The following is a 19,312-nucleotide window of genomic DNA, read 5'->3' as shown; positions in this document are numbered from 1 at the left end:
AATCGCCAATTGGAACAGAGCAATGGCACCCTGCGCGACAGCGAAGAAAAGCTCGCGGTAACGCTCAGTTCCATCGGCGACGCCGTGATCGCCACCGATGCCAGCGCCCGGGTGACGCTGCTCAATTGGGTCGCCGAACAGCTCACCGGCTGGACCCAGTTGGAAGCCAGCGGCCGTCCGGTGGACGAAGTCTTTCACATCGTCAACAAGGACAGCCGCCAGCCGGCCACCATTCCGGTGCTGGCCACGCTGGCGCAAGGCATTGTCCAGGGCCTGGCCAACCACACCGTGCTGGTTGCACGCGACGGCCGCGAGTACGACATCGCCGACAGTTGCGCGCCAATTCGCGGCCACGATGCCCAGGTGGTGGGTGCCGTGCTGGTGTTCCGCAACGTCAGCGAGGAATATGCCCAGCAGCAAGCCTTGCGCGACAGTGCCGCGCAGATCCAGACCATACTCAACACGGTGGTCGACGGCATCATTACCATCCATGCCCAGGGCGGCGTCATCGAGACCGTCAATCCGGCCGCCGAACACATGTTCGGCTACCACGCCAGCGAACTCGTCGGACAGAATTTCAGCCAGTTGATTCCCGAGCTGCACCAGGACCAGCGCAACGGCTCCCTCGAGTATTACAGTGCCAGCGACGAGGCGCGTGCCAGCGGCCTGGCACGCGAGGTGGAGGGCCGCCGCCAGGACGGCAGCACCTTCCCGCTGGAGATCTCGGTGAGCGAGATGTGGCTGGGCGGCAAGCGCTATTTCGCCGGCATTCTGCGTGACATCACGGCACGCAAGCAGGCCGAAGCGGCGCTGCTCAAGGCCGGTGCCTTGCAGAAGGCGATTTTCAACAGCGCCAATTTCTCCAGCATCGCCACCGACGCCAAGGGCGTGATCCAGATCTTCAACGTCGGCGCCGAGCGCATGCTGGGCTACACCGCCCTGGAGGTGATGAACAGAATCACGCCGGCCGAGATTTCCGATCCGCAGGAAGTGATTGCGCGGGCCAAGACGCTCAGCAGCGAACTCGGAACCCAGATCGAGCCGGGCTTCGAGGCCTTGGTGTTCAAGGCCTCGCGCGGCATCGAGGACATCTACGAGCTGACCTACATCCGCAAGGACGGCAGCCGCTTCCCGGCGGTGGTATCGGTGACGGCGCTGCGCGACGCGCAGAACGCCATCATCGGCTACCTGCTGATAGGCACCGACAACACCGCGCGCAAGCAGATCGAGGCCGAGCGGGCCCGGCTTGACCGGGTACTGCAGGACAAGAACGCGGAACTCGAACGCGCCACCCTGGTGGCGGAAAAAGCCAACCTCGCCAAATCCGAATTTCTGTCCAGCATGAGCCATGAGTTGCGCTCGCCGCTCAACGCCATCCTGGGTTTCGCCCAGCTGATGGAGTCGGGTACGCCGCTGCCGACACCGACGCAAAAGTCCAGCATCAACCAGATTCTGCAAGCCGGCTGGTATCTGCTGGAGTTGATCAACGAAATTCTGGACCTGGCCTTGATCGAGTCCGGCAAGCTGTCGCTGTCGATGGAACCGATCGCGCTGCTCGAAGTGTTGCACGAATGCCGGGCCATGATAGAGCCGCTGGCGCAAAAAAGCGACATCCAGCTGATTTTTCCGGAAGTCGATAGTCACGACTTTGTTAGTGCCGACAGAACCCGCTTGAAGCAGGTTCTGATCAATCTGCTGTCCAACGCCATCAAGTACAACCGCAGCGGCGGCTCGGTCGAAGTCAGCTGCAGCGCGATCACCGAAGAACGCCTGCACATCAAGGTGACGGATACCGGGGAAGGTCTGTCGCCGGACAAGCTGGCACAACTGTTTCAGCCCTTCAATCGCCTCGGGCAGGAAGCCGGCGCCGAGGAAGGTACCGGTATCGGCCTGGTGGTGAGCAAGCGGCTGGTCGAGTTGATGGGGGGCGAAATCGGTGCCGAGAGCAGCGCCGGCGCCGGCAGTGTGTTCTGGATCGAACTGAACCTGGCCCCCGAGCCGCAATTTGCGCCCGATACGGCAACCGATTCTCTGGATTTTCTGCAGGCGCGAGCCCCGCACGGCTCGGCGCTGCGCACCCTGCTGTATGTGGAAGACAACCGGGCCAATATGCAGTTGGTCGAGCAACTCATAGAGCGGCGTCCCGATATGCGCTTGCTCAGTGCCGGCGACGGCTTGCGCGGCATCACGCTGGCGCGCATCCATCAGCCCGACGTGATCCTGATGGACATCAACCTGCCCGGCATCAGCGGCATCCAGGCGCTGAAAATCCTGCGCGAAGATCCGGTCACGGCGCACATTCCGGTGCTGGCCCTGAGCGCCAACGCGATGCCGCGCGACATCGAGAAAGGCCTGGCCGCCGGCTTCTTCCGCTACCTGACCAAGCCGATCAAGGTCAGCGAGTTCATGGAAGCACTGGACCTCGGTCTGATACTCGCCGCGGCTGCGTCAGCCGCCGCCAACAAGGAGAAAAACACGTGAAGATCAACGCCACCGATATTCTGAACGCCAGCATCCTGATTGTTGACGACCAGGATTCGAACATCCAGTTGCTGGACCAGATGCTGCTGGAGGCCGGCTACGCCAACGTCAGCTCCACCAACAACCCGCGCGAGGTGTGCGAGCTGCATCGCAAGAACCACTACGACCTGATCCTGCTGGACCTGCAAATGCCCGGCATGGACGGCTTCCAGGTGATGGAGGCCCTGAAGACCAACCCGACCGACGGCTACCTTCCGGTCCTGGTGCTGACCGCCCAACCGGGCCACAAGCTGCGCGCCTTGCAAGCCGGTGCCAAGGACTTCATCAGCAAGCCGTTCGATCTGGTCGAAGTCAAGACCCGCATTCACAACATGCTGGAGGTGCGCCTGCTGTACAAGAAACTGGAGAATTACAGCAAGCTGCTGGAGCAGACGGTGCTGGAGCGCACCGCCGAGCTGCGCGAAAGCGAGGCGCGCTACCGCAGCCTGACCGAGCTGGCCTCCGACTGGTACTGGGAGCAGGACGAGCAGATGAACTTCACCAAGGTTTCCGGTCCGGTGCTGGAGATGCTGGGCATCCAGGTCGGCCCCCTGGACGGCGAGAGCAGCGCCATTGCGCCCAGTGGCTGGGACGAGGCCGAGCGCGAGTTGCTGCAAGCCACCATAGCGGCACGCCAGCCGTTTCTGGATTTCCTCTTTCACCGCGTCAATGCCGATGGCTCCCGGCAGCAGTTTCGCGTCAGCGGCGAGCCGATGTTCAACCAGTCCTGCCGTTTCCTCGGCTACCGCGGCATTGGTGTCGAAGTCACGGCAGAAAAATGAAACCTCGGAATACGGTGACGCGCCATGTCCTTACCTCCTAGCCCCAGCCTGAACCATCTTCTTGCGGCTTTGCCGAAGGCCGAATTCGAATCCCTGGCCGGCCATCTGGAACTGGTCCCGATGGCCCTCGGTCAAATGCTTTACGAGCCTGGCGAACAGTTGCGCCATGCCTATTTTCCGACCACCTCCATCGTCTCCCTGCACTATGTCACGGAGTCCGGCGCATCGGCCGAGACGGCCGGTGTCGGCAATGAAGGCGTGGTGGGCGTTTCGCTCTTCATGGGCGGCGACACCACCTCCAGTTCAGCGGTGGTGCAGACCGCCGGCCAGGCTTACCGGCTGGAGCGCCACTTGCTCAAGCAGGCTTTTGATCGGGGCGGCATGCTGCAGCGTTTGCTGCTGCTCTACACGCAGGCGCTGATGACACAAATGTCGCAAACCGCCGCCTGCAACCGCCACCATCCGGTGGAACAGCAACTGTGCCGCTGGCTGCTGCTGACGCTGGACCGGCTGCCGACTCTTGAACTGGTGATCACGCAGGAGTTGATCGCCGGCATGCTGGGGGTGCGCCGGGAAGGCATTACCGAGGCCGCCGGAAAATTGCAGGGCAAGGGGCTGATCAGCTACCGGCGCGGCCACATCACGGTGCTGAACCGGGCCGGCCTGGAGACCAGCGCCTGCGAGTGTTACGCCGTGGTCAGGAAGGAAATGAGTCGCCTGCTGTCCGACGTGCGCTATCGCCAGGACAGCCCCCCGCTGCGGCGCTAGACGCTTGTGCCCGGGCCGCGGCCGACGCTTCAGTGATTGGCCAACAGGGACGGGCCGACGTCCTGAAACGGCCCCAGCGTCTTGCGGTCACTCTTCATCGGCACCAGACCCTCGATGGCGGCACGCGCTTCATCAAAATTCCGGAACGAAGTGGACTCGGTCTGGGCTTTCGGCAGCAGCGACGAACAGGCGCTGGTCAGCAGAAGCAAAGCCAGCGAACAGGTGAATCTCTTCATGATGCGGCAAGTTATCACCGGACCGCCAAGCCGGTCTGTGCGCCATCGCACGCAGGCCTGAGGCAGGGCTGTGCTGGCAGCGTCGGCGCAAGTTGACCCAGTGTTCGCTCGCGCACAGATCGGGCCAGGGGTTTCCTCTAATCTTGAGCTGAACCATGAATGCCCCGCCTTTGACACCCGCCAGCCTCGTGCAAGCCAGCCCGCAAACCCTCACGCTGGCCGGTTGCTGGAGCGCCAGCGGCCTGAACACGGTGGCGCCGCAACTGGCGTCGCTGCGCGTTGCCGGCAGCAGCCAGTTGCTGGCCAACGCCCAAGGCATCGAGGTGCTGGACACGGCTGGCGCCTGGCTGCTGCAAACACTGCTGACGCGCCTGCGCGGCGAGGGCATCGTGGTGACCCTGCAAGGCCTGCGGCCAGAATTTGCCAAACTGCTGGCGGCCATGGCCCAGCCTGCCGACCAGGCCGGCGTGGCGGCAGCTGCTCCCGCCGCCAGCCCCACCGCACTGGCCGGCCTGGGCCGCCAGGTCCATGCAGCCTTTGAGCAAGGCTTGGCGCTGCTGGGCTTCGTCGGCGAAACGACGCTGGCGCTGGGTGCCTGCCTGGCCCATCCGGCGCGCCTGCGCTGGCGCCCTATCCTGTACAACATCCGCAGCGCCGGCTTCGATGCGCTGCCCATCGTCGGCCTGCTGTCCTTCCTGCTGGGCATCGTGGTCGCCTACCAGGGCGCCGACCAGCTTAGGCAGTACGGCGCCAATATCTTCGTCGCCGATCTGGTCGGTCTGTCGATGCTGCGCGAGTTCGCGCCCTTGATCACCGCCATCATCATCGCCGGGCGCTCCGGTTCGGCCTATGCGGCGCAGATCGGAACCATGGCGGTGACCGAGGAAATCGACGCCATGCGCACCCTGGGCATCGCGCCGCTGGAGCTGCTGGTGCTACCCAAAATCCTGGCGCTGGTGATCGCCCTGCCCTTGCTGACCGTGTTCGCCGACGTGATGGGCGTTTTCGGCGGCATGATCATGGCGCAGGCCCAGTTGGGCGTCGGCTTTGCCGAGTTTCTGGAGCGCTTCGTCAAGGCCGTCAGCATCACCTCTTATGCGGTGGGCATCGGCAAGGCGCCGGTATTCGCCGCCATCATTGCGCTGGTCGGCTGCTTTCAGGGCTTTCGCACCCATGGCGGCGCCGACAGCGTGGGCCGCCAGACCACGCGCGCCGTGGTCCAGGCGATCTTCCTGGTGATCGTGGCCGACGCCCTGTTCTCCATCGCCTTCAGTGTGCTGGACCTGTGACATGCAAGGCCAGGCCGCAACCCCCGAGGCAGTGATCGAGATCGACCGCTTGTCCACCCGTTTTGGCGACCATGTGGTGCATTCCGATATCACGCTGGAGGTGCGCCGGGGCGAGATCTTTGCGTTGATAGGCGGCAGCGGTTCCGGCAAATCGACCCTGCTGCGCGAAATGATCCTGTTGCAAAAGCCGGACCAGGGTGTCATCCGCGTGCTGGGCGTGGACCTGCAAGAAATCAGCGACGCGGCGGCCCTGGCGCTGCGCCGGCGCTGGGGTGTGATGTTCCAGCACGGGGGCTTGTTCGAGTCGCTGACGGTGCTGGAGAACGTCGGACTGCCGCTGCGCGAGCACAGCCGTCTGGACCCCAAGTTGATCGACGACATTGCCGCCTGGAAGCTCTCCATGACCGGTTTGAAGCCGGAGGTGGGCGCCCAGTATCCCAGCCAGCTCAGCGGCGGCATGATGAAGCGCGCCTCGCTGGCGCGGGCACTGGCACTGGACCCCGAATTGCTGTTTCTGGACGAACCCACGGCCGGCCTCGATCCCGACAGCGCGGCCGGCGTCGATGCGCTGGTGCGCAAGCTGCGCGAGCTGTTCGGCCTGACCATCGTCATGATCACGCACGATCTCGATCTGCTGTGGCAGGTGGCCGACCGCGTCGCCGTGCTGGCCGACACCACGGTGCAAGGCATAGGCGCCATGGCCGAGCTGGCCCAGAAGGAGCAGCCGGCGATCCGGAAGTTCTTTGACGGCCCGCGCGGCCGGGCGGCGCTGCAACAGGAACAGCGCCTGGCCGAGAAAAACCCTGAACCGATCGAGGTGCCATCATCGAAACCAAAGTGAACTATGCCGCCGTCGGCGGCTTCGTGCTGATCCTGGGCGCCGTGCTGATCGGCGTGGTGCTGTGGCTGGCCTCCGGCGGCGCCTGGCAAAAGAAGTACCAGCTCTACCTGGCGGTGGAGGATGAATCGGTGGCCGGCCTGAACCTGAACGCGCCGGTCAAGTACATGGGCGTCGACGTCGGCAAGGTGCGCGCCATTTCACTGGACCACAACAACCCGAACCGGGTCAACCTGCTGTTTGCCATCGAGCAGGGCACGCCGATCAAGGAAGACACCATCGCGGTGCTGAAAACCCAGGGCCTGACCGGTATCGCCTACGTCGAACTCAGTGGCGGCGCGATGGCTTCGCCGCCCCTGCAAACCACCATCGGCAACGACTACCCGGTGATCCACACCAAGCCCTCGCTCAGTGCCCGGCTGGAGAACATTCTCACCAACGTGCTGACCAAGCTGGACAGCACCTCCAACAACCTCAACGCCCTCCTGAGCGTCGAGAACCAGGCGGCCTTCAAGAGCGCGCTGGCCGACATTGCCACGGTGGCGCGCACCATCGCCGCGCGCAAGGACACCATCGATGCCGGCATGGCCAACGCCGGCCGCACGCTGGAAAACAGCGCGCAAGTCTCGGCGCAAATGGGCGCCGTGGTGGAGCGCATCGGGCGCAGCGCCGACGCCGTCGCCAAAATGGGCAATGCGGTCGCCAAGACCAGCGTCAGCGCCGGAGTGGCGGTGGACGCAGTGGGCGCCGACGCGAAACGCTTCAGCGTCGAGACGCTGCCCGAGCTGGAACGCTTGCTGGGCGAACTGGGCCTGCTGAGCTCTTCACTGCGGCGCCTGAGCGAGCAGACCACGCGCGACCCGCGCGGCCTGCTGTTCGGTCACCCGCCAACGCCGCCCGGACCGGGAGAACAAGGAGCCAAACCATGAGCACCCTGAACAAAATAGTGGGCACGCAAGGGCGCCGGCTGTTTATCGTCGGCTTGTCCCTGAGCAGCTTGTTTGCCTGCAGCCTGCTGCGCCCGACGGCAACGCCGGCCACCGTCTACTACTCGCTAGACAGCGCCCGGCTGGCCGCGCCGGCGCCGCCCCTGACGGACGCGTCGCCAGCGGCAACCACCCCGACCTTGATCATCAACCCGCCGCGCGCCGCCGCCGGCTTTGACAGCCCCCGCATCGTCTACCTGCGCGAGGCCCATAAGCTGGACCACTTCGCGCACAGCCAGTGGATAGACCCACCGGCGCGCATGCTGGGCGCCCTGCTGGTCGCCGCGATCGAAAACAGGGGCGTCTTTCGCGCCGTTGTTCTGACACCCGGTGGCACCTCCGGCGAGTTGCGTCTGGACACCGAAATCATCCGCCTGCAACACGAATTTCAAAGCACGCCAAGCCAGGTCCGATTTACCTTGCGCGCCTACCTGGTTGACGAGAAGACGCGGCGCGTGCTGGCCTGGCGCGAGTTCGAGGCGCTGGCGCCCGCTATCAGCGAAGACGCCTACGGCGGTGTCGTGGCGGCCAACCACGTGGTGCAAACGGTGCTCAAGGAGCTCTCCCAATTTTTAGCAGAAAGACAGCAATGAACCCGACAAAACTCATAGGCATCATCCTGATCGCGGCCGGTTGCCTGGGCCTGGTCTACGGCGGCTTCAGCTACACCAAGGAAACCACCGGCCTGAAACTCGGTCCCCTTGAACTCAAGGTGCAGGAGCAGGAACGGGTCAACGTGCCGTTGTTGCTGAGCGGCGGGGCCGTCGTGCTGGGCGTTTTCCTGCTGGTGCTGGGGCGCAAATAGAGTGCGCGGCGCTGGCTACAGCAAGCGCCCCCAGACCCGCGCCAGCCATTCCTTGAAGCGCAGCAGCAGCGGCCGCTGTTCCCAAGTTGCCAGATCGATGGCCTGCGAGGCTGCCAGGTCCTTGATAAACGTGTCGGTCATTTTTGCGCCAAACTCGCGCCCCAGAATCACCGCATTGACTTCGTCATTGTCAAGAAAGCTGCGCCAGTCCAGATTGGTCGATCCGACGGTGGACCAGACCCCGTCGATGACCGCCGTCTTGGCGTGCAGCAAGGCGTCCTTGCGCTCGTACAGCTTGACGCCCCCCTTGAGCAGCTGGCTGTAATGCGAGCGCCCGGCATGAAATACCAGTTGGGAGTCGGACTGGCTGGGCAACAGCAGTCGCACATCGACGCCGCGCGCGGCTGCGTCGGTCAGGGCCGCCAGCAACTGCGGGTCCGGCACAAAGTAGGCGTTGGTCAGATAGACCTGTTTTTCCGCATTGCCGATGGCCGAGATCAGGGTCAGATAGATCAGGCTGTAGGGATCGTCGTAGCTGCTGCCGATGGCGCGCACCATCTCCTTGCCTTGCGCTGTCAGCAGCGGAAAGTAGTCTTTCGCGGCCAGCGCCTGGCCGCGCTGTTTTTCCCAGCTGGCCATGAACAGCTTCTGCAATTCGGCCACCACCGGCCCCTCCAATTGCAGGTCGGTATCGCGCCAGGCAACAGAGTTTGTCGTGGCCGGCCCGGTCCGGCCAATGACCGAGCCCGAAGAGTAGACGCTGCTGATGTTGATGCCGCCGATGAAGGCAGTTCGACCGTCCACGATCAGTATCTTCCGGTGGTCCCGGTTGTTCAGCAGCCAGGGTGTCTTGGCCAGGAGCGGGTTGACCGGATTGAATTCGAGCACCGCCATGCCGGCTTGGCGCAGGCGCGCAAAAAACGCCTTCGGCGTCTTCAGGCCGCCGACGCTGTCGTAGATGATGTTGACTTGAACACCCTGGCTCTGGCGCTCCAGCAGAAGGTCGGCGAACTGCTGCCCGATTTCGTCGTCCTCAATGATGTAGGACTCCAGGTTGATGTGGTCCTGCGCCTTGCGAATGGCGGCAAACATGGCGGCGTAAGTGGCCGCGCCGTCCTGCAACAGCGTCACTTTATTGCCCAGGATCAGTGGGCTGCCGACGATCGCCTGTTCCAGCGCAATCTGTTTTTCCAGAATGTCGATGTCGCCCGATTTGCTCTTGAGTTGGGCCAGAATGGCGGCGCTCTTCTGCCTGGAAAGAGGGCCCCGCGCATTCTCGAAGCGCGCCGTCTGGCCGGCATGGTGCGCGATCAGGGCGTCGGTGTCGGGCAAGGAGGCGCAGGCCGCCAGGGTCAGCGCAGTGAACGCGATCAGCGCGGCGCGCCGCCAGGCATCCATCATTTTGTTGTCACTTTCCTGGCCTCGCGCAGCAACTGTCCGCAGTCGCTGTCCTTGCCCGGTCCCGGGTCGATCAAGGGCAGCATGGCCAGCAAGGGGTTGACGACACCCAGCGCCAGCGCGCCCAGTGCCCGCACGGCGACGCGCCCTTTGTCGACGCCGATCTGCGGCTTGGCAAAACTGCCGCGAAGGTAGATCGGGCTGCGCAATGCCAGCGGGCTGGTGGCCTTGGTTTTCTGATTCAACGTCAAGTCCAGTTGTTCCTCGCGCAGATCGATGCTGCCGGTCCCGATCAAGGTGGTGATCTGGGTGTCGAAAATCAGCGCCTGGGCCTGCATTTTGCCGTTCTTGACGTCAAAGTCCGCCACCGCGCAACGCAGCTTGATTTGTTTGTCGCCACTCAGGTTCAGTTGCAGTATTTCCCACAGATGCAAGCCGGCTTTTTCCATCATCAACTTGCTGACTTCACCGCCGGCCACCACCAGGCCCAGCGTGCCGTTGGCGCCGGCCAGCATGCGAGCCACCGAGTTGCCCTGCCCCGCCAGATCAAACTCGCCGTTGAGTTGGCCGACGCTGGCCTGGCCCAATGACGCGCCGGGAAAGAGCTGGCCCAGCAGCATCTTCTTCACCTGCCCCCGGGCCTGCGCCTGGATCACCTCCTTGCGCCCGTCAAGAGAAATCACCGCATCAAGCTGCCCGCCGGCAACGCCAAAATTGAGCGGCTTGAGCGTCAGCACGGAATCGACCAGGCTCAAGTGGACGAACAGATTTTCCAGCGGCAGGTCCTGGGCACGGTGAATCGTTTTGGCGTGCAATTCGACTTCGGCATCGACCGAATTCCAGCGATCGAACCTGAACGGCAGATCGGGCAACAGATGCGCCGGCGCAGGCGTCTGGGCGGCTGTGGGAGCGACCGCGGCGGCGGCCTGTTTGGCCCGTTGCAGGCTACCGGGCCGGGCGCCAATCAGCGGCCCCAGGTCGGCCAGATCCAGGCGTTTGGAAACCAGCTTGGCCGACAGCACCGGGCGCTGGCCGCCGCGGGTGACTTGCAGCGTACCGGCGATGTCGGTCTTTCCGATCAGGCCGGAGAAATCCTCGTACCGCCAGCTATTGCCGCTGTGCACCAGGTGTCCCGCGGTGGCATAGGCAGCGGTCGCCGGAACCGCGATACCCAGCAAGGGAAAGAGTTGTTCCAGACTGTCGCCGCGCACTTTCAGATGCATGTCCAGGGCCGCCAGTTTCGACAGGCTGGTGACCGTGCCCACGGCCTGCACAACGGTGCGAGCGATGCTGGCGTCAATCGTCAAGGGATATGGCGTGACCTCGTCGCGCAGCGCCAGCACTGGGCCGCCCGTGCCATGGGCCGTCAGGGGCAAGCCCTTGTAGTGGCCCTGGGCCTTGAACAGCAGGCCGGCATCGTTGCCGCCGGCGAGTTCCGCGTTGACTGTCGAGAGTTCCGCGCGGATACTGGTCTTCTCCAGCGCGTCGTCAAAGCCCAGCGTTCCCTGATCCAGCCGCAGGCGGTCGATCCGGATATGCGCCGCTTCGTCCTGCTGCTGCGGGTCCAGCAACCAGTTTTTGCGACCCTCACCCGCCAATTCCAGAAAGATCACCGGGCGCTGCAGTCGCACGTCGGGGAAGACCATCTTGCGGCGCAGCAGTTGCGGCAAATCGACCGTGATTTCAACCGCTTCGGCCGAGACCATCTGCGCTTCTTTGGCCCACGGTGGATTGGCAAAGGTCACGGCGCCGGCCTGGAGGCGCGGCAGGGGCCAGCCGTACTTGACCTCCAGATCGCCGGCAATGACCAGTACCCGGCCGGTTTTTTCCAGGGTCAGGCGCTCTATCGGTGCGCGCAGCCAGTTCCAGCCGAAGATCGCGATCAACAGAACCGCCAGCAGCAGCGGTGCCAGCAACAAGGCGGCGGCCGCTTTGAGAAGAGTGGAAATTTTCATGGATGCGGTAGGGTTGCTGCGCCAGCCGGCGCTCTGGAACCAAATTGGTGCGAGTAGACCCAGGTAAATTCGGCGCCGAGCAGGAATATCTGGGCCGAGAAGTAGACCCAGACCAATAACACAACCAGCGACCCGGCGGCGCCAAAACCGGCCAGCACGGAGGTCTTTCCGAGATACAGGCCAATGAATACCTTGCCGATTTCAAACAGCAGCGCCGTCACCGCGGCGCCGATCCAGACGTCCCGCCAGGCCACTCTGGCTCTGGGCATCAGCTTGTACAGCAGCGCGAACAGGATGGTGGTGCTGGCGAAGGAAATGCCGAAGTTGAGCGCCTGGAAAAAGACTTCGCGCTGTCCGAACAGGCCGGAACTCCATTTTCCAAAGGCCGCGATGCCGGCGCTCAGCAGCAAGGAGACCAGCAACAGAAATCCCAGTCCCAGCACCAGGCCGAACGAGAGCAGCCGGCTGCGCAGCAGCAGCCACCAACTGTTTTGTTGCGCCGGCGCGGGCACGCGCCAGATCCGGTCAAGGTCGCTTTGCAGTTCGGCGAAGACGCTGGTGGCCCCGACGAACAGCGTGATGACACTGACCAGCGCCGCAAAAATGTCGCGCGCCGGCTGGTTGGCGCTTTGCAGCAAGCCCTGCACCGCGCTGGCACCTTCCGGCCCCAATAAACCTTGTATCTGGGCCACGATCTCTCCCCGAGCCGCCTCCTGACCAAAAGCCAGTCCGGCCACCGCGATGGCGATGATCAGCAGCGGGGCAATCGAGAACAAGGTGTAGTAGGCCAGTGCCGCGCCCATGCTGGGCGCGAAATCGTCCAGCCAAGCGGCGACCGATTTGACAATCAAGTCCCAGATCTGCTGTAGCTTCATGCCGGCGCTCTGTGCTGTTGGCGCTGTTGCCGCTCAGGCGCCGAGAAATTCACCGACCGGTTTGAGATCGTCGACGCGATCGCAAATGGCTTTGATGATCACCAGAATCGGCACCCCCAGCAGCAGGCCCCAAATACCCCACAGCCAGCCCCAGGCCAGCACGCCGATGAAGATCGCCACCGGACTCATCTTGTTGGCGCGGCTGGTCAGCCAGGGCGTCAGCAGGAAGGCTTCGGTGGAATGGATCAGCAAGGAGGCGCCACTGACCAGCAGCGCCATCTCCAGGGTGCCGAACTGCAGGAAGCTCAGCAAGGCCGAGCCGGATGCGATCAGCACGCTGCCGACATAAGGCACCAGATCGAGCACACCGGCGGCAACACCCCAGACCGCGGCGTGCTCCAGGCCGAGGGCCATGAAGCACAGCCAGGTGGCCAGCCCGACCAGCACACTGGTGAACAACTGCACCAGCATGTAGCGCTGGATCTGGTCGTGGATCTGATTCAGGGCCTGCAAGGTGACTTTTTTCCGGCTCAGCGTGGGTCCCGCCAGCTTGACCATCTTGCGCCGGAAGCTGTCGCCCGAGGCTATCAGGAAGAAGGCAATCAAGGCCATGATCCCGAGCTGCCCCAGCATGCCCAACAAGCCCAGGGTGCCGCTCCAGAGATGATCCTTGACGTCGAATTTGGGTTTCTCGATCTGCACCCGCTGCACACCCCGGCCGGCCGGTGCCGTATGGTTGGTCTCTTCCGCCGCCTGCTCCAGTTGAGTGGCGGCTTTTTGTACCGTGGCCAGCGCACTGTCGGGCTTGCCCGGCGCGGCGCGCACCGAGTCGCGCAGTTTTTCCGCCGCCGCCGGCAGCAGCTCGACCAGCTTGCTGGCGTCCTCGCTCAAGGAATAAACGGTCACGCCGGCACCGCTCAAAAGGCCCAGGATCAGCAAGGCAGCGCTCAAGGCGCGCGGAACATGGCGCAACTGCAGCCAGTCCACCAGCGGCGACAGCGCATAGCTGAAAAGCAGGCCCACCATCAGCGGGATGACCACGGCGCCGGCCCAGCGCAAGGCAAACATGCTGGCCAGCGTGGCCAGCAGCGCCAGCGACACGCTGCGCACATCCACCGGCATGTGCAGCAACACACGCGCCGGCTCACTGGCTTCGAGGGCCGGGGCCAGCGGGTCGGCGCCCGGATGAAGCGGCGACGTCGAAGTTGGGTTCATCATCTGGGGCTCCCGTCACCGCTTATGCCGCCATCAACGCGGCACCGTCTTGCCGTTGTCATCCGAGAGAATGATTTCGACACGCCGGTTCAACTGGCGCGTCTCGGCCCGCTCGTTGGACGCCACCGGATAGGACTGGCCATAGCCGCGCACCGCCACCCGCTCCCGCGCCACGCCCAGGTCCAGCAAGGCGTATTGCACGGCACCGGCACGCCGCTCCGACAATTCCTGGTTGTGCGCGGCCGTCCCGGTGCTGTCGGTGAAACCTTCCACCAGCACTGTGCGCCGCGGATTTTGCTGCAACACGTCCGCCAGTTTTTGCGCGGTACTCATGCCTTGCGCATTCAAGCGCGCCAGATCGGTGCCGAACAACACATCGCCCAGGGTGATGACCATGCCGCGCTGCGTCTGCTTGGCCGCCAGATCCGCCAACTGGGCTTCCAGTTGCGCGGCGCGCGTCTGTGCCTCCTGGGTCTTGCGCTGGGCCTCGGCGGCCTGCTCCTGGGCCAGTTGCGCCTGGCGCTGGGCGTCGACCGCTTCGACCTGGGCCGCTTGCGCCGCCAGCCTGGACTGCTGGGCTCTGGTGCTGGCCAGATCGGCCTCCAGGGTGCGCTGATCCAGGCGCATCTGATCGCGCAGCTTGCCGGCGCCGGCAACCTCGGCCTCGGCCGATTTCTGCTTTGCCACTTCCTGCGTCAGGGCAATCTTTTGCCGCGCCAGGTAAGCCAGCTTGTCGACTTTTTCCGCGCTGTCCTTGTGCTCGGCGGCGGCGTCGGCCTGCGCCAGGGCTTCACCGGCTTGCCTGAGTTCCAGGGCTGCGTAGTTGGCGACGGCAGGGTCGCTTTGCGCGGCCCGGTAGTCGCCGCGCGTCTGCTCCAGCAGGCTGGTGCGGGTCGGTGCGCTGCCGCAAGCGCTCAGCAGCGCGGCAATGGCCAGGATGACCGGCGTAAGGTAGTTGTTTTTCATGATGCAATCCTTGGTGAACAGTGAGGTCCTTAGTTGGACTTGGCGGCGCGGTCCAGCTCCGCGCGCAGGATATAAATATCGTCCTGCAAGGCGTCCGCCGCGGCCTGCGCCTTGGCCGAGTTGGCCTTGCCCTGCGCCAGCTTCGCGTCGGCTTGCGCCTGAGCGGCCAAATCAACGGCCAGTTTGTAATTCTTGTCGGCCATGGCCTTGTTTGCCAACGCCAATTTTTCGCGCGCCGAACTCATCTCCCCCGGCGCAAACTCGACGCCCCCCGCGCTGACGGCGTTTTCAACCGCCGCCTTGGAGACCGCCACATCGGCCGTCGCCGGTGTCTTCAGGCTGCTGCAACCGACAGTCAACCCCAGCACCGCGCCGCACACGGCGGCAAGGCACTTGCCTGCATGTTTCGTCATTCTTGTTCTCCAGTAAGTTGTCGATCAAATGCAAAATTACCTTTGACAGAAGGGTTTATAGGGTTTGCTTTCGCCAGCGTCTGTGCGCTATCGAACCTTGTCCTTGGCTCGCCGGCTTGGACGCGCTGCCGGCCACCGCAGGCCTGCGTTACAACGTTTCCAGAGTTGGTTCGCCAACGCACCGACGGACGGCAGCGCCGTCGCTTATCGTCAGCCCGCCATCGCGCTCTTGCCTCTTTGGAGATTCCATGCCAAACACCGTCGTCGCCAACCCCGTGTCTTCCTGCGCCAATGGCAGCGTCAGATCGGTGCTCACCGCCGTGAGCTTCCCCGCGCCACGGCTTGAGCAAGCTTGCTCCGACCCTCAATTCATCGCCTTGCTGGAAGGCTACCGCGGCAGCGGCGGCCTGGCACGGGGATCGGAGGTGTTTGCCCTGGCCCAGCGCGGCCAGCCGGGCCAGGTCCAGCTGCTGGCCAACTGGATCGTCAACGCGGCAGTGATCTGCTTCGACTGGCAAGCCAAAATGTGGTTACCCCTGTTCCAGTTCAACAGTTTCGACATGACGCCGCAGCCCGGGCTCGACCAGGTACTGGCTGCGTTAAGGCCGGCTTATGAGACTTGGGAATTGGCGCAATGGTTTGTCCAGGCCAACCCTCGGCTGGCCGGTCAAACGCCCGCCGACACGCTGCAGACAGACCTTGCCGCGGTGCTGCTGGCGGCCCGTGCCGACCCCCGCGTCGTCAGGCACTGAAGCATAAAAAAAGGGTGCCGGGTTTCCCCGGCACCCCTTTCACGGGCAGTCGTGCGCTTATTTCGCGGTAGCGGCTGCGGCGGCGGCTTTCTTGTGCTTCACGCCCGTGTGCTTCTTGGCCTTTTTCGCCTTCGGCGTTGCGGCGGCATCGGCCGGCGCAGTCACAGCGGCAGGGGTCTGATTGCCGGCCGCCTTGGGGGCCGCCGGGGCTTGGGCGAAAGAGGCGGCAGCAACACCGGAAAGCAACGCGGCTGCAAGAATCGATTTGATATTAAACATGATTGAAACTCACTCATAAAACAATGATCGCAGTAGCTCCGACCATCTCGAGCGAGCCCAAATATTCTTCAGGCTTGCACCTACAACGCCGCCCTTGTGCCAGCGTTGACCAACTATACTTTTCTTTACAGCAGGGTTGGCGCCACGAGACTCATTGTCTGGCGTCCAGCGCTCGGGGGCCGGGCTGCAAACGTGCCGGCAACAAGGCCTGCAGCTGCTGCACCTGAAGCTCCAGCACCTCGATGCACTTGAGGTTGCCGAGCAGGATCGCCACCGTGAACAGGTCCAGATCGAAATCGACGCGCAATTTTCCGGCCTCCCGCAGCGGCGCCACCCATTCAGCGCTGAAGACGCGTTCCTGGCTTGCTGCCGACAGCGGCACCAGCGCGCAGTAATCCACCAATTCGTCCAGTTCGGCCACGCTCATGGCGCAACAACTCGACAGTTCGGTCAAGGTCACGGTCTGGCCATTGTCCAGCCAGAGATATTCAAGTGGGTCTTGGGTCATGGGTTTTCTCCGGGGGTGGGTTCGCGCGCGGGTTGAAGCTTGAGATGCGGGCCAACTCCTGATAAAGCTCGCGCTCACGCTCGGTCAGCGTGTGCGGCACGTCGATATGGACGATCGCGTAGAGGTCACCCAGTTCCGACAAGCCGCGCCCGCGCAGGCGCAGCTTGCGCCCCGAGCGCATGCCCGGCGGCACCGTCAGCAGCACCGGCCCGTCGAGCGAGGGAACTTGTACTTCGGCACCCAGTGCAGCCTCCCACGGCGTCAGTGCCAGATCGAAGTAGAGGTCATGCTGGTCCGGGCGGAACAGCGGATGCGGCGCCAGCTTGATGTGCAGGTAGATGTCGCCGTCGGCGCCGCCATTGCGGCCTTTGCCGCCCTTGCCGCGCAACCTCAATTTCTGGCCCTCGCGCACACCCGGCGGAATCGTCACCTCCAGCGTGCGCTGGCCCGCGGTGTCGGCCAGTTTCAGATTGAGTGTGGCACCGCGTCTGGCATCTTCCAGGCTGATTTGCACCGTGTTTTCATAATCTTGCCCCTTGAAGGGGCGCTGACCGTGTGGCGCGCCGTGCTGGCCCCGGCCCATGGCGGCCAGCAGATCGGCCAGGTCGAGATCCTCGAACGATTGCCCGAAGGCCTCGTGTTCCTGACGCCAGGCCGGCGGCGGCACGAACTCCTCGCCGATGGGGCGCTGCCCCAACTGGTCGTAAGCGGCGCGCTTGTCGGCGTCCTTGAGGGTGGCGTAGGCCTCAGCCGCATCCTTGAAGCGGGCTTCGGCATCGGGCGCCTTGGAAACATCCGGGTGATAGGTCCGCGCCAGTTTTCGATAGGCTTTCTTGATCTGCTCCAAATCGGCATCGCGCGGCACCCCCAGCGTGGCGTAGTAGTCCTGGTACTTCATGGGTCAACTTTCAGGGCCGGCGGCGCGGCAACGGCCCTGGTCAGCAGAGCGGCCAACAGCGTGGGCGTGAGCAGACGCCAGGGACGGCTCCAGCCCAGCAAACCACCGACCAGGAAGGCGCCGCTGACCAATCCCAGGGGATGGCGTTGCGCGGTCGGCAAGACTGCAGCTTTGGCGACGTCGCTGACGACGCTGGCGACCAGGCGATACGGATGCCTGGCCCACCAGAGTGCCGCCAGTTCCATCACCAGGCCAAAGCCGGGAATTGATTTGAAGCCATCGCGCCCATCGGCCGGCGGCAACCCCAACTTGTCTTTGGCGGCTGCCGCAGCGGGCTGTGCCAGCAGGGCCAGTTGCAGGCGTTGGCGCGATAGCGCCAGTCGCTCGCAAGCCCCGGACGCCGCCTGCGCCGGCAGCGCGCCGGTCATGGCGCGCTCACATTGCGCAGCATGGTGATATCGGCGCGCAGTTGTTGCAGCAGTTTGTCGAACGCGCCACCACTGCCCTGCGCCCGTACTTGAATCCAGCAGCCCAGGGCCAGGGCGCATGGCAACAAGGGCGCGGCCATCAAGGCCCACGCCGAGCGAACATTTTCCGCCGGTGTCACCAGCCACAGCATCCAGGCCACGCCGGCCAGAACGCCGGCCACCCCCAGGCAGCAGACCATCAGCGCGTTCAGCCATAAGCGGCGCTGCCACAGCGCGGCGGCAGCATGCAGCTCGGTCGACGCCAGTTCCGCATAAGCGTCGGCGTGATCGGCCAGCAACCGCGGCTGTGTCAGGGACAGTCGAAGCAGTGTGTACAACATAGCAAGCCCTTTCTGGCAGCGAAGACCTGGAACCGGTTCTGGAACCTCAGTGCTGGCGTTCCCGTGAATGGCTCACCAGGTTGACCAGTGCCATCAAGGCGGCACCGGTGGCGGCAGCGATCAGCATCGCCTTGATCGGGTCGTCCCGGATGTAATCGACCGTGCGGTCGGAGGCGTAGTGCGCCTGCTGGCGCAACTGGCGTGAAGTGTCGCGCACGCTGTCGAGCGCGTCCTGGGCGACGCGCTGGGTCGATTTGATGGCCTGATCGGCCGATTGCACGGCCTGATCGGCCAGGCTGCCGACGTGCTCTAAGGACTTGTTGTCAAACATGGGAGTTCCTTGAAGTTGAAGTCGAGCCCTTGCCATCAGGCCGGGTGTTTGGCGGCATGCTTGACTGCTTCGCGCGCGTCCTTGACCACTTCCTTGGCATTGCCCAGCATCTGCTCGGCTTTGCCGGACACCTGCTTTTGCAGCCCCTTGGCCTGCTGCTCCGGGTTGCCCACCAATTTGCCGGCTTCTTCCTGGATCTTTCCGGCAAGGTTCTTGACTGCGCCCTGGGCTTGGTTCTTGTTGATCATGATTTTTCCTTTGATTGAATGGATTGAGAGGCATGTCAACCTCTAGCGGGTTGACCAGGAAATGGTATGCAATCCGGCCGTTCCGATCTGTGCGCTGGCAGACACAGGAAGGCCTGATTTCAGGGCCGATCGACGCTCTCAAGCAGCAGCGGCCGGTCGCTCCTGGAGGCCAGCAAGGGGCGCATCGCGTTCAGCGTTGCCAGCAAGGCCGAGCCGTTGCTCAGCAGCGTGCAGGCCACCGGCGAGATCCAGCCACTGGGCAGCGCCAGCGCCAACGCCAGTGTGTTGGCGCCGGCGATCAAGGTGTAATTCTGGCGTACCAGGGCCAGCGCATCGCGGCTGATGTCGATCGCCGGCAACAGCAGATGCAAGCCTTCTTCCATCAACACCACGTCGGCGGCGGCGCGCGCGATATCGGCACCATCGACCAGAGAGATGCCGA

At 64.0% G+C, this 19,312-nt stretch carries 23 protein-coding genes and 2 pseudogenes; 10 read left to right on the top strand and 15 right to left on the bottom strand.

What is annotated here, in order from left to right; all coding sequences use genetic code 11:
- Positions 1-9: 9 nt before the first annotated feature.
- From PHS32_RS22675 to PHS32_RS22660, 4 genes and pseudogenes are all read left to right on the top strand, one after another.
- Positions 10-414, top strand: a pseudogene (locus PHS32_RS22675) (PAS domain S-box protein); the annotation flags it as partial.
- 9 nt (positions 415-423) lie between these two features.
- Positions 424-2,481, top strand: a complete 2,058-nt coding sequence (locus PHS32_RS22670; RefSeq protein WP_301081719.1) for a PAS domain S-box protein — start codon at positions 424-426, stop codon at positions 2,479-2,481.
- Positions 2,478-3,302, top strand: coding sequence for a response regulator (locus PHS32_RS22665; protein WP_301081717.1), 825 nt, complete (start codon positions 2,478-2,480; stop codon positions 3,300-3,302). The genes PHS32_RS22670 and PHS32_RS22665 overlap by 4 nt, the downstream gene beginning before the upstream one ends.
- A 24-nt stretch (positions 3,303-3,326) precedes the next feature.
- Complete coding sequence (locus PHS32_RS22660; protein ID WP_301081716.1) at positions 3,327-4,070, top strand: Crp/Fnr family transcriptional regulator; 744 nt, start codon at positions 3,327-3,329, stop codon at positions 4,068-4,070.
- A gap of 29 nt (positions 4,071-4,099) precedes the next feature.
- Here the strand turns inward: PHS32_RS22660 and PHS32_RS22655 are convergent, their stop codons facing one another.
- Positions 4,100-4,306: a hypothetical protein gene (locus tag PHS32_RS22655; protein ID WP_301081715.1), complete on the bottom strand. Its 207-nt coding sequence runs from the start codon at positions 4,304-4,306 to the stop codon at positions 4,100-4,102.
- A gap of 155 nt (positions 4,307-4,461) precedes the next feature.
- Here PHS32_RS22655 and PHS32_RS22650 point away from each other — a divergent pair, with 155 nt between their 5' ends.
- The 5 genes from PHS32_RS22650 to PHS32_RS22630 are packed head-to-tail and all read left to right on the top strand — an operon-like array spanning position 4,462 to position 8,224.
- Positions 4,462-5,595, top strand: coding sequence for an ABC transporter permease (locus tag PHS32_RS22650; protein WP_301081714.1), 1,134 nt, complete (start codon positions 4,462-4,464; stop codon positions 5,593-5,595).
- 1 nt (position 5,596) lies between these two features.
- Positions 5,597-6,436, top strand: coding sequence for an ATP-binding cassette domain-containing protein (locus PHS32_RS22645; protein WP_301081713.1), 840 nt, complete (start codon positions 5,597-5,599; stop codon positions 6,434-6,436).
- On the top strand, positions 6,433-7,362 hold the full coding sequence (locus PHS32_RS22640; RefSeq protein WP_301081712.1) for an MlaD family protein: 930 nt from the start codon (positions 6,433-6,435) through the stop codon (positions 7,360-7,362). Before PHS32_RS22645 ends, PHS32_RS22640 begins: the two co-directional genes overlap by 4 nt.
- Entirely contained in the window at positions 7,359-8,012 is a 654-nt protein-coding gene (locus tag PHS32_RS22635) for an ABC-type transport auxiliary lipoprotein family protein (protein WP_301081711.1), read from the top strand. The genes PHS32_RS22640 and PHS32_RS22635 overlap by 4 nt, the downstream gene beginning before the upstream one ends.
- The gene (locus PHS32_RS22630) at positions 8,009-8,224 is read left to right on the top strand and encodes a hypothetical protein (protein ID WP_301081710.1); all 216 of its coding nucleotides are present in this window, start codon (positions 8,009-8,011) and stop codon (positions 8,222-8,224) included. Before PHS32_RS22635 ends, PHS32_RS22630 begins: the two co-directional genes overlap by 4 nt.
- A gap of 15 nt (positions 8,225-8,239) precedes the next feature.
- Here the strand turns inward: PHS32_RS22630 and cls are convergent, their stop codons facing one another.
- The 6 genes from cls to PHS32_RS22600 are packed head-to-tail and all read right to left on the bottom strand — an operon-like array spanning position 8,240 to position 15,046.
- Positions 8,240-9,625, bottom strand: a complete 1,386-nt coding sequence (gene cls / locus PHS32_RS22625; protein ID WP_301081709.1) for a cardiolipin synthase — start codon at positions 9,623-9,625, stop codon at positions 8,240-8,242.
- Positions 9,622-11,577: an AsmA family protein gene (locus tag PHS32_RS22620; RefSeq protein WP_301081708.1), complete on the bottom strand. Its 1,956-nt coding sequence runs from the start codon at positions 11,575-11,577 to the stop codon at positions 9,622-9,624. Before PHS32_RS22620 ends, cls begins: the two co-directional genes overlap by 4 nt.
- The gene (locus tag PHS32_RS22615) at positions 11,574-12,452 is read right to left on the bottom strand and encodes a YihY/virulence factor BrkB family protein (RefSeq protein WP_301081707.1); all 879 of its coding nucleotides are present in this window, start codon (positions 12,450-12,452) and stop codon (positions 11,574-11,576) included. Before PHS32_RS22615 ends, PHS32_RS22620 begins: the two co-directional genes overlap by 4 nt.
- 33 nt (positions 12,453-12,485) lie before the next feature.
- Positions 12,486-13,670: an AI-2E family transporter gene (locus tag PHS32_RS22610; RefSeq protein ID WP_301081706.1), complete on the bottom strand. Its 1,185-nt coding sequence runs from the start codon at positions 13,668-13,670 to the stop codon at positions 12,486-12,488.
- 30 nt (positions 13,671-13,700) lie between these two features.
- Positions 13,701-14,633, bottom strand: a complete 933-nt coding sequence (locus tag PHS32_RS22605) for an OmpA family protein (protein WP_301081705.1) — start codon at positions 14,631-14,633, stop codon at positions 13,701-13,703.
- Between the two features lie 29 nt (positions 14,634-14,662).
- On the bottom strand, positions 14,663-15,046 hold the full coding sequence (locus PHS32_RS22600) for a DUF4398 domain-containing protein (protein ID WP_301081704.1): 384 nt from the start codon (positions 15,044-15,046) through the stop codon (positions 14,663-14,665).
- Positions 15,047-15,294: 248 nt separating this feature from the next.
- Between PHS32_RS22600 and PHS32_RS22595 the strand changes: the two genes are divergently transcribed.
- Positions 15,295-15,798 (top strand): hypothetical protein, encoded by a 504-nt coding sequence (locus PHS32_RS22595; RefSeq protein ID WP_301081702.1) that lies wholly within the window; start codon positions 15,295-15,297, stop codon positions 15,796-15,798.
- A 57-nt stretch (positions 15,799-15,855) separates the two neighbouring features.
- Here PHS32_RS22595 and PHS32_RS22590 read toward each other — a convergent pair whose 3' ends face one another.
- The 8 genes and pseudogenes from PHS32_RS22590 to PHS32_RS22555 all read right to left on the bottom strand — a co-directional run.
- Positions 15,856-16,077, bottom strand: a complete 222-nt coding sequence (locus PHS32_RS22590) for a hypothetical protein (RefSeq protein WP_301081700.1) — start codon at positions 16,075-16,077, stop codon at positions 15,856-15,858.
- Positions 16,078-16,228: 151 nt separating this feature from the next.
- A complete protein-coding gene (locus PHS32_RS22585) occupies positions 16,229-16,585 on the bottom strand; it encodes a chaperone modulator CbpM (RefSeq protein ID WP_301081699.1) in 357 nt (118 codons plus the stop codon).
- Positions 16,566-17,483, bottom strand: a complete 918-nt coding sequence (locus tag PHS32_RS22580) for a DnaJ C-terminal domain-containing protein (protein ID WP_301081698.1) — start codon at positions 17,481-17,483, stop codon at positions 16,566-16,568. Before PHS32_RS22580 ends, PHS32_RS22585 begins: the two co-directional genes overlap by 20 nt.
- Entirely contained in the window at positions 17,480-17,911 is a 432-nt protein-coding gene (locus PHS32_RS22575; RefSeq protein WP_301081697.1) for a hypothetical protein, read from the bottom strand. The genes PHS32_RS22580 and PHS32_RS22575 overlap by 4 nt, the downstream gene beginning before the upstream one ends.
- Positions 17,908-18,291 (bottom strand): hypothetical protein, encoded by a 384-nt coding sequence (locus PHS32_RS22570; protein WP_301081694.1) that lies wholly within the window; start codon positions 18,289-18,291, stop codon positions 17,908-17,910. Before PHS32_RS22570 ends, PHS32_RS22575 begins: the two co-directional genes overlap by 4 nt.
- A 46-nt stretch (positions 18,292-18,337) precedes the next feature.
- Positions 18,338-18,622: a hypothetical protein gene (locus PHS32_RS22565; protein ID WP_301081693.1), complete on the bottom strand. Its 285-nt coding sequence runs from the start codon at positions 18,620-18,622 to the stop codon at positions 18,338-18,340.
- Positions 18,623-18,657: 35 nt separating this feature from the next.
- Entirely contained in the window at positions 18,658-18,867 is a 210-nt protein-coding gene (locus tag PHS32_RS22560; protein ID WP_301081718.1) for a CsbD family protein, read from the bottom strand.
- A gap of 122 nt (positions 18,868-18,989) precedes the next feature.
- Positions 18,990-19,312: pseudogene (locus tag PHS32_RS22555) on the bottom strand (hypothetical protein); the annotation flags it as partial.

Origin of the sequence: Rhodoferax sp., assembly GCF_028714215.1 — a bacterium.
Classification (GTDB): domain Bacteria; phylum Pseudomonadota; class Gammaproteobacteria; order Burkholderiales; family Burkholderiaceae_C; genus Rhodoferax.
This window is presented reverse-complemented; position numbering and strand designations above follow the sequence as displayed.